Origin of the sequence: Hyphomicrobium sp. B1, assembly GCF_049532635.1 — a bacterium.
Classification (GTDB): domain Bacteria; phylum Pseudomonadota; class Alphaproteobacteria; order Rhizobiales; family Hyphomicrobiaceae; genus Hyphomicrobium_B.
In genome coordinates this window covers 3,258,864-3,271,453 of sequence record NZ_CP134871.1, presented here as the reverse complement: position 1 = coordinate 3,271,453, position 12,590 = coordinate 3,258,864, and the positions used below count along the sequence as shown (strand labels likewise).

The window sequence follows — 12,590 nt, the reverse complement described above, 5'->3', positions numbered from 1 at the left end:
ACCAATCATGCTGATCCGTTTCCTGGGATACCTGCTGATTTCGCTAGCGGCAGTCACGACGCCGGCTCTGGCGCAGCTCAAACCCGGTGACAAGGCGCCTATGTTCAAGGCGCAGGCGTCACTCGGAGGCAAGCAATTCACGTTCTCCCTGCCCGAGGCGCTCAAGAAAGGGCCCGTCGTCGTCTATTTCTATCCGAAGGCCTTCACGTCGGGCTGCACCGAGGAGGCGCACGATTTCGCTGAGGCGATGGGGCAGTTCCATGCTCTGGGAGCTTCGGTGATCGGGATCAGCAACGACGATATCGCGACGCTCAACAAGTTTTCGACGTCGGAGTGCCGCAGCAAATTTCCGGTGGCGGCCGACAGTGGCCAGCGGATCATGACCGCTTACGACTCGGTGATGATGGGCTTCATGCCCTATGCCAGCCGCACATCCTATGTGGTGACGCCGGACGGGCGGATTTCCTACGAGTACACCGCGCTCGATCCGTCGGAGCACGTGAAGAATACGCTGGCGGCGGTCAAAGCCTGGAAGACGAAGCACCACAGCTAAACGCGATCGCACTCGGCGACGCAGAAGGTGCTTCGGGAGGGGCTGGCTGCCGGGCGGCGGTCAGCCGTAAGGGCCTTCCAGGGCGCCCAATTCTTCGAGCTTGGAACGGATCGCGACCACGAGTTCCTCGGGATGCGCGCGGCCGTTCAGCTCGATCTCGGCATTCAGCGGCGGCTCGTAAGGTGCTGAGACGCCAGTGAACTGCGGAATGAGGCCCTGTCGCGCCTTCTTATAGAGCCCCTTGGCGTCCCGCTGCTCGCAGACGGTGAGGGGCGTGTTGACGAAGACCTCAAGGAATTCGCCGTTATCGAAGATCTTTCGAGCCGTTTCCCGGTGAGAAAGGAGCGGCGAGATCAGCGACACAATGACGATCAGTCCGGCATCGACCATCAACTTGGCGACTTCGGCGATACGGCGGACATTTTCGGCGCGTCCCGCTTCGGTGAAGTCGAGGTCGCTGCAGAGGCCGGTACGGCAGCGGTCGCCGTCAAGCACGAACGTGTGCTGGCCGGAGGCATGCAAGGTCTGGTCGAGAAGATTGGCAATCGTCGTTTTGCCTGCGCCCGAAAGCCCGGTGAACCACAGGCAACAGGCTTTCTGCCCCTTGGCGTCGGCCCGATCGTCTTTGCAGATGGCTGTATCCTGCCAAAGCAGGTTCAAAGCGCGATCTCCGCGCAAACTTTCCATGCCGATTTTTCTCATGGCTCCCCCCGGAGGTCACGGCCCAGGTTTCTGGGCGACCGCACGCCTCCAAGATAATCGTCATTGGTCCGCTATGCCGAAAGATATAGGCTTTTTTGCACATCTATATCTTGCTCAGGAATAAGGTCGTCGAAGCGGTGCGGGGAGGCAACAAAAATCGCGCCCGGAGATACCGACGGCGACCATCTGACAGACTTTGGCGCGCCTCGCTCTACCAGCGGCGGCGTGGCGGATGCGGCGGCCGCGGGGGAGGCTGCCAATACGGCTGCGGCATGAACGCGACCTGCGGTCCCCACTGAGGGAACAGTCCGAAGTAGGGCATCGGGTACGGCGGCGCGTAGTAGATGCCGCTTTCCTCGTAAACGTAATTATAGGGGCGGGCGAGCAGGACCGGCGGCGGAATTGGCGTAACGAAAGCTTCTTCCGGCGGGGCTTCCTCGCCGCCGAAGTCTGCAGCGCACGCCAGTGCGGGCATAAAAAAGATGAAGGCGGCCGCGAGGGTCGGCAGAATTTTCATGGCTTGCAAGCGCTCGGTCCGAATGTGGCTCACTACGATCTTTGGTCGGAATGGCGCGAGCGCTGTTCGCTGCTTCAACGAAGCGCGCGGCCGTACAACTTGGAATCGCGATAGTCGTGAGCATTTTCGGGGACGGCGTGTAACGAACAGTTAAGACGGCGAAAAATCTTTTTTCCGGCTTGTGTGTGCAGGCCGCGTGCGGAAATCTTCCGCGGATTATGCGTCCCTACGCAGCCTGTCAGTCGAGCTTGCGCGATTTTGCAAGGAGCTCCATCGTCTTTGGGTCGGGCCCACTGCAAAACGTGAATAGTGCTCGCGCGTAAATGCTTTCGTGCCCAGTGACGGCAGCGAAGAGTGTCATCGAGGAATGGAATTTCAGATTGTCCGGATTGCCGAGAATCTGGAGGAGCGAATCGTATCGGTGTTCGAGGATCAGCGCCGTCATTTGTGCGAGGCGCGGACCGAGCATCGGGTGGCAGACATAGGCGAGTGCTTCTTCGTAACTGCCGATGCCATACTTCTCCGACATGGCGCTGGAGCCTAATCCGCGCATCTGCGGAAACGTGTACCACATCCAATGGGATTGCTTCTTGCCGGCCGTCAGTTCGCTGACGACGCGCTCATAGGTGTGCGCCTGAGCACTGACGAAGCGTTCGAGGTCGAATGGATCGTGAAGGTCTTGCATGTTCTCACCGCAGAAGCCGGCCGACGCCGTGCGCACAGGATTTAGCGTCGTTACGACAATCCTGAGGCGGCAGCAGCGGACGGTCCGGAAGTGTCAGATCGACAAAAGAGAAGCTGAAAGCGAACGTGAAAATAGGCGTCAGCACTGCGCTTAGAAGGCGAAGCCTGTTGTTCGCAGTTGCGAGATCATCGGCTTTTCATTGGTCATCGTCTGCTCCGGAAAATGGAATGCTGAAAAGTCATTAAAGCCCCGCTCTTATAGGTGGTGCTCCGTATTCGCACAAATATTTCCCGGCCTTCTTTCCAAAGGAAGTTTCAGGTGAAGGCTGCGGCGCTCGATGAATCTGTCGCCTGCGGATCGGTGTGAGATTTCGCTAGAATTTTGGGGCTCTTCGTCAAGGGGCCCGAGAGCAAAGGTGCCATCGCGGAGCGCCTATTGTGGATGTCCCGTGCTTGCGTATGGTCGCGCGCGAACAAAAAGGGATACCGGTATGGCGCGCACTGATGTCTTGCAGGCTTCTTCTCCCAGAATTGCCAGAGCCATCATCTGTGCATTTTGCACCGGCCTCATCGGCATCGGGCTCGCGCGCTTCGCCTATACGCCGCTGCTGCCCGCCCTCGTCGATGCGCACTGGTTTGCGCCGGCGGATGCCGCCTATCTCGGCGCGGCCAATCTCGCGGGATATCTCGCAGGCGCTGTGCTCGGGAGGCCCATTTCCGCACGCCTTTCGGGCGTCGCGGTGTTGCGCGCCATGATGGTCCTGGCAACGGCTGCCTTTTTCGCGTGCGCGTCGCCGCAAGGCTTTCTCTGGTTTTTCGTATGGCGTTTTGCTGCGGGCTTTGCGGGCGGAGCGATGATGGTTCTCGCCGCTCCGATGGTGCTTGCGCACGTTCCGCCTGCGCGGCGCGGATTGGCGGGCGGGCTGATCTTCATGGGGATCGGCGCTGGCATTGCGGCGTCGGGAACGGTCATTCCTTTCCTGTTGCAATTCGGCGTGCAGGCCGCATGGATCGGCCTTGGAATACTGTCGTTGGTGCTGACGGCTATTGCCTGGCGCGGCTGGCCGGACGGACCGGGTCATGTGCTGACGGCCCCGTCGGGCCACGTCCATCCGCCGCGCCTGGGTGCACTCCGCGCGCTTTATGTCGAGTATGGGCTCAATGCGGGCGGGTGGGTGCCGCACATGATTTTTCTCGTCGATTTCGTGGCGCGCGGGTTAGGGCAAGGTGTGAAAGTCGGTGCGGAGTTCTGGGTCGCCTTCGGCCTGAGCGCGACGGCCGGTCCTATTCTGGCCGGGCACATCGCGGACCGTATCGGATTTAGATCGGCGTTGCGCTTGGCGTTCAGCTTGCAGATCTTCGCAATCGGTTTGCTCGTGTTCGACGTGACCAGCACGCCCTGGCTGTTTCTGTCGAGCGTCATCATTGGTGCGTTCGTGACCGGAACCGTGCCGCTGGTTCTCGGGCGCATTCACGAGCTTCTGCCGCATCATCCGGCCGAGCAGAAGGCGGCCTGGAGTGTTGCGACCGTGGCGTTTGCACTGTGCCAGGCTGCAGCCGCTTACGGATTTTCATTTATCTTCGCACATAGCGGCGGCGATTATCACATTCTGTTTGTTATCGGCATGATTGCGATGTCACTGGCGCTCGTCATCGACGTCGGCGGGACTTTCCGGGAAAAAGCGATGCGCTAGGCTGCAAGGGCTCGCGTATCGCCCGCAAGACGTTGGCCGAAAAATACTCCCGTTCATATTCGGCGCACTACGTTTGCCTGCCAATAACTGCTTTGGGAAAGCCATCGGGCCGCTTAGCTTCCCCTCGCGGACATGTCCGGCCGTCGGGAGTTGCAACGATGCATACGATCGTGACAGCGCTGCTCTGGTTTTCCGCCGTCGGGTGCGCCGTGATGGGCGGCGTTTACTTCGCGTTTTCAGCATTCATCATGGCGGCGTTAGGCCGGATCGACCATGCGGCGGCGATTGCTGCGATGAATGCCATCAACACAGACATTTTAAAATCGCTGTTCATGCCGCTGTTCTTCGGCACTTCGGTCGCCAGTTTGGCGTTGGCAGTTCTGGCGTTATGGCATTGGGGAAACGAGGGCGCCGCTCCGATGTTCGCCGGCGGCGTGATCTATGTCGTCGGCATGTTCATTGTTACAATTGTCTTCAATGTGCCGTTAAACGACGCTTTGGCTGCAGCAGATCCGATGACGGCATCGTCAGGGGGCGTTTGGAAGCGGTACGTGTCCGATTGGACGATATGGAATCACGTCCGCACCGCTGCCTCGATTGCAGCGAGCACGCTGTTCATTTTCGCCTTAATGGCTTGGAATGCGCGTTCCCTCTGATACCGTCGGCTTTTTAAGCGTTATTTTCACAATATTCCGACTACGGATTAGCCGAGAACTATCGGCGATATTCTAACGTTTTCTCAATTCCGGTGGCTTAGGGTAACTTTCGCGAATGCTGTATCAATTTTTCAATCGTGACGCGGTGGGTCACTGATTTGATGCGCGATAGCGATATTCCGACGCGCAGTATCGATTTTCTCCTGTCACGACGCGCCGACAACGGTGGCCTCGCCGAGATTTCGCATTTCGATTGGCCGTCGTCAGGGCTGCCGCCGTTTCAGGACTGGCCCGCGGCATTGAGCATGGCCGCGCGGCTTGTGGCGCACGCGTCCGTACCCATGGCATTGATGGTCGGACGGGAAGGTCACCTCGTGCCGAATGCGGCGGCGACCGTGCTATTCAGTGAATTTACACGTGGTGATTTCCTCGGCCGGTCGGTCGAAGAGGTTGTCGGGGAAGGGGCGAAATTCTACGCCGATGTTCTATCGCGCGTGTTCACCGGCGAAAGCTGCAGCTTCCATGATCAGCCGATGCGTCTCGTACGCAACGGCCAATGGGCGACGCGCTGGTTCAATCTGCATTTCACGCCGGTCGCCGATGCGCAGGGACAGGTGCTGGGTGTGCTTGCAATCGCGTCGGAGGTTACAAGCCATGTTCAGTGCGCGCGCAACCTTCGGGAGTCGGAGCAGCGGCTGAAGCTTGCGCTCGAATCATCCGGAATGGTCGGCGTCTGGGACTTCGACGTCAAAACGAACATCAGCACGGCCGACGCCAACGTGGCGCGGATGTATGGATTGTCGGCAGCAGGCTGTGTGCGCGGTGTTGACGATGGGCATTTTATACGCGCGATCCATGCCTCCGATCGTGCGCGCGTAGAAGAGACGCTGCGTACTGCCATCGAGACGCGAACGTCTTATCGCTGCAAATATCGCGTCCTGCCGCAGGGCGGAGCGCTGCGCTGGGTCATTACGTCGGCAAAGCCTGTCTACGACGAGCGCGGCGACCTCGTGCGCATGTCGGGCGTCGTCGTCGATGTGACCGATCAGATGGAAACGGCGTCGGCGTTAGCGCAGAGCCGCTTTCAATTTGAAACATTAACGGAAGCGTTGCCGCAAATCGTATGGAGCTGCGATGCGCAGGGCCAGTACGATTATTTTTCGGCGCGGTGGAGCGAATTCACAGGGATACTCTCGCATGAAATCAGCGAAGATACCTGGAAGATGCTGGTCTATCCGCCGCATTGGGATATGGTCCGCAAGGCATGGAGGGATGCGGTTGCGACCGGTACGCCTTACGATGTCGACTATCGGTTCCGTCATCATTCCGGAGAGTATCGCTGGCTTCGCGTCATGGCCTTGCCGATACGCGACGACGAGGGAAACATTACGCGATGGTTCGGCACGAGCACCGACATCCATGACTCGTACCTCGCGGCGGAGGAACGCGCCCGGCTCACAAAAGAGCTGGAGCGCATGGCGACGGAGGATCAGCTTACCGAGCTGTTGACCCGGCGAGCTTTCATCAATAGCGCCTCTGCCGCGATAGCGCAGGCCTCAGCACACGCCGCACCCGTCAGCCTGCTGATGATGGATCTCGATCACTTCAAGTCGATTAACGACGAGTATGGCCATCCGTGTGGCGACCAGGTGCTGGCCGTCGCGGCGAAGCGGATCAAGGCCTGCGTCAAGAAACAGGATCTCGTCGGCCGATTGGGTGGCGAGGAATTTGCCATTCTGCTCAGCGGTTGCGGGGCGCGTGAGGCGAAGGCCGTAGCAGACAGAATTTGCCGAGCGCTCGAGGCGAGGCCGATCGCAATGGAGAACGGTCTCAGCGTTGCCGTGACAGTTAGTGTGGGAGCGACGACGCGATCGGCGCTGGACGACGATTTGGCGTCGCTGCTTCTCGTTGCCGACAAGGCGCTCTATCAGGCGAAAGCGGCGGGTCGTAATCGCTCGGTCTTCCAGGAGAGCCTAGCCGACCAAGCCTAATCGGCGCTAATGCGATCCTCCTTTCAGGAATAAATACGAAAAAACAGTACGTTATACGGGCTTCGTGCTGCGCGAAGCCGCGATCCCCCCGCGACCAAAAAGTTGTCCATTATGACTTTTAGGGTAGCTCTCTCGGTGTGACTTGCCGATAAGGTGATCTAAGCTGCTCAGTCTATCCGACGTCGAGCTGTTACGGGGGGAAGTCTGGCATGCCGGAGCCGTTGCTCATCCATATTCACGTGCCGAAATGCGCAGGCACGACGGTTGAAAAGCATTTGGCATACGAGCTGGGCCATTCGGGCGTGTGGTTTGCGCCGAAGCGGACGCGGCAATTTCCGCTCGGTTGGTTCGGTCGAAAATACAACGACAAGCCGCCGGCGCCGCTCGACCAGATCAAAGCCTTATCCGGGCATTTCATCGGCCGCTCGATCGAGGAGCAGTTCAAGGACCGCAAAATCGTTCGCTCGATCATTCTTCGCGAGCCGGAAAGCCTGATGCTGTCCTACTACAATTATCGCATGATCCGGTACATCCAGCAGGGACTGCGGCCCTATGGGTTCTCGCTGTTTTTGCGGGCAACGCGCCAGAACTTCATTTCGCATTTCCTCTTGGACCGCTGGCTCGAACTTCCGTGGCTGGATCTGGTGCGACTGTCGGATCAGCAGAAGATGTGTCTGCTCGACGAAGCGCTGGCGTCTGTCGATCATATTGCTCCGATCAGCGAGGCAGACGACCTAATTCGCAAAATCTCGGCCGAACTCGGTATCTCGCCGGTGGCTAAACGGCAAAACACGACCGAAGATGGAAAAGCAAAGGCCGGTTGGACGATGGTGCGCCATGGCGATCTGTCGGACGCCGAACGCGCCGAGCTGAAATCGCGTACACAGCTTGATCGTTATCTGTGGCGACGGTGGGTGCTGAAAGAAGACGTCAGAGTTGCTCCCGATCTGCAAAGTCAATTCAGGCGCTCGGAGTTTCTGAGACCCCGCTATCAATGCGAGCGGCGCCTTGCCCGTTTGTTCGGGTAAGAGAAGAAGAAATGCTTGATACGCTCGAACGCATTGCCATCGAGGCCGGCACACTCATTGCCCAAATTCGGCAAGGTGGCGCGAACGTTATGACCAAGTCCGACGGCAGTCCGGTGACGGATGCCGATCAGGCGGCTGAAGATCTGATCGTGCGCGCGCTGCAGAGGATCGCGCCGGATATTCCGATCATCGCGGAAGAATCTGCCGCTTCTTGCGTTGCAGACCATTCAACAAGTCGCGCGCTGTTTTTTGTCGATCCGCTCGATGGGACAAAAGAATTCATTTGCGGCAGGCCGGACTATACAGTCAACATCTGCCTCGTCGAAAACCGAAAGCCGAAACTCGGCGTCGTCTTCGCGCCGGCGCGGGGCGAGTTGTTTAGCAGTGACGGCTTGGCATCTTACCGGTCCGCAATTTTGCAAGATGCTTCGATTGGTGAGCGCTCGCAAATTCGCGCATCATGCGGAGATGGCCGCCTGACCGCCGTCGCGAGTGCTTCGCACGGAAATCTGGAAACGGAAGATTTTCTGCAGAAGCTCCCGATCGATCGCAAGGTCTCGGTTGGCTCGTCTTTGAAGTTCTGTCTCGTGGCGATGGCGGACGCTCATATCTATCCGCGTTTCGGTCGGACGATGCAGTGGGACACCGCAGCGGGTGACGCGGTTTTGCGCGGCGCCGGTGGTTGCACGCTGACGTCGGACGGCAGGGAACTCGAATACGGCGTGCCATGCGCGGCGGACGGCTCTTACGACAATCCGCATTTCATCTCGTACGGCGGCGATGCGGACACCCTGCGGGCGCTGCTGCAGAATCGCGGCGGTGTGATCGACGCGTAGCATCGCCCCGAGCGCTCACCTCCCCGGCGGATGAGGCATCGGCTCGGCCGGATCGTCAATCGGAATTGGAGACGGCTCAGGCGGCTTGTTCGGCTCAGGTGGCAGCGGCGGTAACTCACCGGGCTCTTGCGTCGGGAAAGGGATGGTCGGGGGATCGTTGCCGTTTTCCATATCGGATAAAGGCGTCCGGCTGAGAATTCGTTCCCCCGTCCCTTCAACGTTCGACCTAATGCCCGTTTGCCGGAGCAGTGTTTGCAGAAATACGATCCAATTCGCCCATCGCATCGTCCGGCAATTGCAACTCTGCTGCCGCCAGATTTTCGCGAAGGTGCGCCAGCGATGACGTACCGGGGATCAGCAGGATATTCGATGCCCGCTGGAGCAGCCATGCGAGTGCGACCTGCATAGGCGTTGCGCCTAGACGGGCGGCAACTGCCGACAATTCCGACGACTGCAACGGTGTGAAGCCGCCGAGCGGGAAAAAGGGCACGTAGGCCACGTCTTCAGCGCCGAGTTGGTCGATCAGGGCGTCGTCGTCACGGTGCGCAAGATTGTAAAGGTTCTGGACGCAGACGATGTCACAAATCTTACGACTGTCTTCGACTTGCTTGCGCGTGACATTGCTGAGGCCAATGTGGCGGATCAGTCCCTTTCGCTGAAGGTCGGCAAGCGTAGAGACTTGTTCTTCGATCGTGCCCTCCGCAGGATTATGCACGTCCAGCATGCTGCGGAAGTTGACGACATCAAGCACATCGACGCCCAGATTGCGCAGATTGTCGTGCACGGCTTGGGTCAGCTCTTTTGGTGAGAGCGCCGGAATCCACGAGGCATCGTCACCGCGGCGGGCGGCAACTTTCGTCACGATCACCATGTCGTCCGGGTACGGGTGCAGCGCTTCGCGGATCAGTTCATTGACGACGTGCGGGCCGTAAAAATCGCTGGTGTCGATGTGGTTCACGCCGGACGCAACGGCCTCGCGCAAAACGGCGATGGCTTGGGCACGGTCTTTTGGCGGACCGAAAACGCCGGGTCCGGCCAGCTGCATGGCACCGTAGCCGAGGCGCGTGACGGTGCGGTCGCCGAGTTTGAAGGTGTCGGAAGCGTCGAGGGTGGTCATGGGCGTCTCCTTATTCGTGCTGCGCGGAGATATAGCGGTTGTTTAGCATGCGATAATCGACCACAATCCGGACAAGCTGTGCGGATTTTCGAACAATGGCCGTTGACCTTGGTGATTTGAACGCGTTCGTTGCTGTGGCGCGGGCCGGTGGCTTCCGGGATGGCGCCCGGGCGAGCGGTGCGAGCCCTTCTGGCCTGAGCGACGCGGTGCGTCGGCTGGAAGCGCAGCTTGGTGTCCGGCTTCTCAACCGGACAACCCGGAGCGTGGTGCCGACGGATGCCGGCCGCAGCTTGTTGGAACGGCTTACGCCTGCTCTCAATGAGGTCGAAGCCGCGCTCGATGTCGTCAATGTTTTCCGCGACCGGCCTGCGGGCACGCTGCGTCTCAACGTGCCGGTCAGCGCGGCGCGGCTCGTGCTGCCGACGATCATTCCGCCTTTTCTGTCGGCCTATCCCGAAATCAAATTCGAAATCATTGCCGAAGACACCTTCGTCGACGTGGTGCGAGCGGGATGCGACGCCGGTATTCGCTATGACGAACGGCTGGAGCAGGACATGATCGCCGTGCCGATCGGCCCTCGCGTGCAGCGTTTCGCGACGGCTGCATCGCCTGCGTATCTCGATCGCCACGGCAGACCTTCACATCCGCGGGACCTGCTCAATCATGCGTGTCTGCGAGGGCGGTTCGCGAGTGGCTCCATGCCGCCGTGGGAATACGAGCGCGACGGCGAGATCGTGAGCGTTGACACAACCGGACCTATGATCGTGCAGGCGGGCGGCATGGTCGACTTGGCAGTGGACGTCGCCGTAGCTGGTTCGGGCGTCATCTATCTGTTCGAAGATTGGCTGCGGCCGTATCTCGACAGCGGCGCGCTGGAGCCCATCCTCGAACCGTGGTGGCAAGCGTTTTCCGGGCCCTTTCTGTATTATCCAGGGAGGCGGCTGGTGCCCGCGCCATTGCGGGCGTTCGTCGATTTCATCAAAGCCAATTAGCTGCAAATGCTCGGCTCGGTCATTCTTTCGACCCAGTTTTGGTATTACAGATCGCTTCGCGGGATTTCGAAATACCTTGCGCCGGCAATCATTGCCGTGCGTTTGCGAGCGCATCCGGAGCCCCGCCATGCCTTTCCGCTCACCCGTTTCCGTTTCCGACCCACAACTTGTCGACCTCGAATACGATCCGGGCCAAACGCTATGGCGAAGCACGGAGCCTGATCGCGGCACGGCGCTGCTACAGATTTTCGACGGCGAATTCAGGACGGCGCTTCGGCAAATGCACCGGCACGTCATTCTGCGTAACGCGCTGCGCCGTCCGCAGAACCTGGCGCAGATCCTGCTCTTCATTGGGGTTGGCGGCGGCTTCGCGGAAGTTCTGCCCGTTGACGATATTCTTGCGGACGTCGTGAAGGAAGCGGCAGCGGGCGACGGCGATCTTATGATCCTGTGCCACTGGAACGTCGATCGCGACGATAGGCCGGTTTTTCCGCATCAACCGGGGCGACTGATGGAGGTGCGGCGTATCCTGAAGCTCGAAAGTCTGCGTCAGCAATCGTCGAATTTGGTGGCGTGGGTCGACGACTGCGTGGCCGAAGCCGACCAGAAGGGCGGAACGTGGCTCAAGCGACGGGCGGATGACATCGGCCAGCGTCCGACGAAACGGCTGGCAGCCTTTTAGCTTGCAAAGCTGATATTGCGGCGGCCGGTCAGACCGTTTCCGTCTCGCGATTGGTAGTCAACTTCGGCATGAGGCGGACGTAGACGAGTTCGCTCAAAAGTTCGATCAGCGTCTGGGTCACGATGATCGCCGGAAGGACCGGCACCGCGCCGGGAATGGCAAGTCCGAGCGGCAGGATGACGAGCGAATTGCGCGTCGCGGCGCTGAATGCGACGGCGCGTCCTGCCGGCGCCTGAAGCTGAAGCAGGCGTGCGATGCGCCATCCGATGAGCGGGGCGAGGATCGCGAAGGCGATATAGATAGGGACGACACTCAGAGCTTTGCCGATGGCAGGTGCGAGCTGGGGCACGACCGCCGCCACGACAATAAAGAGAACGATGGCGGTGGCCGGAACCGGCAGAAGTCCGAAGATAGAGGACAGGCGCGCGGCGGCAGCGTTGCGCGCGGCCCAGTACTGGAGGAGAGCTGCAAACGCCAGCGGAATGGCGATAAGCCAGATGAAGGCATGCACGAACGGTCCGGCATGGACGAGGTCTGCCACGCGCGCTCCGAGAAATAACTGGAGGAAGATGGGCAGCAGCAGCATCTGCACGATGAGCAGGATGGGCGTGGCGGCAAGCAGCAGGCGGGCGTCGGCGCGGCCGAGGTGAGAGAACGTGACGACGTAGTCGATGCAGGGACTGAGCAGTACCAGCAGTGCTCCGAGCCTAATCATCGGATCATCGGGAAGGATCTGCACGAGAAGCGCGACGAGCAGCGGCATCGCGACGAAATTCGTGAGGAGTAGCCCGGCAAGAAACCGGCGGTGCGCGAAGGCCAGGCCAAGATCGGCCAACGGGACCTGTAGCAAGGTGAGGAATAGCATCGCGGCGAGTGCTGGATTGATGCTGTCTTCCAGAACATCCGTCCCGCCGACGGTTAGAGCGAGCACTGCGGCCAACGCGACGGCGGCGAAATAGATCGAGACCTGCCGGCTTTCCAGGATCTCGCGGAGTTCAGCCAAAACTATTTCCCCACTTCACTCCAGGCCCGAATGAACCCCGTTCGCAAGTTCGATCGTGCCCACATTGCCACGCGTCATACGATCAGAGAACGTGGTCGATCGCCCCAAAAGACGGAGCTGCGGGGCGACACTCAT

Annotated in this window: 13 protein-coding genes; 8 read left to right on the top strand and 5 right to left on the bottom strand. The window is 59.8% G+C overall.

Going from position 1 to position 12,590, the window contains the following annotated elements; all coding sequences use genetic code 11:
- The first annotated feature begins 7 nt into the window (after positions 1-7).
- On the top strand, positions 8-553 hold the full coding sequence (locus tag RLW55_RS15665; RefSeq protein ID WP_029670964.1) for a peroxiredoxin: 546 nt from the start codon (positions 8-10) through the stop codon (positions 551-553).
- 60 nt (positions 554-613) lie between these two features.
- Here the strand turns inward: RLW55_RS15665 and cysC are convergent, their stop codons facing one another.
- The 3 genes from cysC to RLW55_RS15650 all read right to left on the bottom strand — a co-directional run bounded on the left by cysC (position 614) and on the right by RLW55_RS15650 (position 2,457).
- Positions 614-1,255 carry an adenylyl-sulfate kinase gene (gene cysC, locus RLW55_RS15660; protein WP_409559868.1) on the bottom strand — a complete coding sequence of 214 codons (642 nt, stop codon included), beginning with the start codon at positions 1,253-1,255 and terminating at the stop codon, positions 614-616.
- Positions 1,256-1,466: 211 nt separating this feature from the next.
- On the bottom strand, positions 1,467-1,805 hold the full coding sequence (locus tag RLW55_RS15655) for a hypothetical protein (RefSeq protein ID WP_409559869.1): 339 nt from the start codon (positions 1,803-1,805) through the stop codon (positions 1,467-1,469).
- Between the two features lie 205 nt (positions 1,806-2,010).
- Positions 2,011-2,457, bottom strand: a complete 447-nt coding sequence (locus RLW55_RS15650; RefSeq protein WP_423414669.1) for a DUF1810 domain-containing protein — start codon at positions 2,455-2,457, stop codon at positions 2,011-2,013.
- A 490-nt stretch (positions 2,458-2,947) separates the two neighbouring features.
- Between RLW55_RS15650 and RLW55_RS15645 the strand changes: the two genes are divergently transcribed.
- From RLW55_RS15645 to cysQ, 5 genes are all read left to right on the top strand, one after another.
- Positions 2,948-4,150: a YbfB/YjiJ family MFS transporter gene (locus RLW55_RS15645; RefSeq protein WP_409559871.1), complete on the top strand. Its 1,203-nt coding sequence runs from the start codon at positions 2,948-2,950 to the stop codon at positions 4,148-4,150.
- Between the two features lie 158 nt (positions 4,151-4,308).
- Positions 4,309-4,806, top strand: a complete 498-nt coding sequence (locus RLW55_RS15640; protein WP_423414668.1) for a DUF1772 domain-containing protein — start codon at positions 4,309-4,311, stop codon at positions 4,804-4,806.
- Positions 4,807-4,967: 161 nt separating this feature from the next.
- Complete coding sequence (locus RLW55_RS15635) at positions 4,968-6,797, top strand: diguanylate cyclase (protein ID WP_423414667.1); 1,830 nt, start codon at positions 4,968-4,970, stop codon at positions 6,795-6,797.
- A 209-nt stretch (positions 6,798-7,006) separates the two neighbouring features.
- On the top strand, positions 7,007-7,825 hold the full coding sequence (locus tag RLW55_RS15630; protein WP_423414666.1) for a hypothetical protein: 819 nt from the start codon (positions 7,007-7,009) through the stop codon (positions 7,823-7,825).
- An 11-nt stretch (positions 7,826-7,836) separates the two neighbouring features.
- A complete protein-coding gene (cysQ, locus tag RLW55_RS15625) occupies positions 7,837-8,661 on the top strand; it encodes a 3'(2'),5'-bisphosphate nucleotidase CysQ (protein ID WP_423414665.1) in 825 nt (274 codons plus the stop codon).
- A gap of 226 nt (positions 8,662-8,887) precedes the next feature.
- Here the strand turns inward: cysQ and RLW55_RS15620 are convergent, their stop codons facing one another.
- Entirely contained in the window at positions 8,888-9,778 is an 891-nt protein-coding gene (locus tag RLW55_RS15620) for an aldo/keto reductase family oxidoreductase (RefSeq protein ID WP_423414664.1), read from the bottom strand.
- 95 nt (positions 9,779-9,873) lie between these two features.
- Here RLW55_RS15620 and RLW55_RS15615 point away from each other — a divergent pair, with 95 nt between their 5' ends.
- Together RLW55_RS15615 and RLW55_RS15610 are read left to right on the top strand one after the other, a co-directional pair.
- Complete coding sequence (locus RLW55_RS15615) at positions 9,874-10,770, top strand: LysR family transcriptional regulator (RefSeq protein WP_409559877.1); 897 nt, start codon at positions 9,874-9,876, stop codon at positions 10,768-10,770.
- A gap of 127 nt (positions 10,771-10,897) precedes the next feature.
- Positions 10,898-11,452 carry a hypothetical protein gene (locus RLW55_RS15610; RefSeq protein ID WP_423414663.1) on the top strand — a complete coding sequence of 185 codons (555 nt, stop codon included), beginning with the start codon at positions 10,898-10,900 and terminating at the stop codon, positions 11,450-11,452.
- 28 nt (positions 11,453-11,480) lie between these two features.
- On the opposite strand, the gene RLW55_RS15605 is transcribed toward RLW55_RS15610, so the two are convergent.
- A complete protein-coding gene (locus RLW55_RS15605) occupies positions 11,481-12,455 on the bottom strand; it encodes an arsenic resistance protein (protein WP_423414662.1) in 975 nt (324 codons plus the stop codon).
- Positions 12,456-12,590 lie beyond the last annotated feature (135 nt).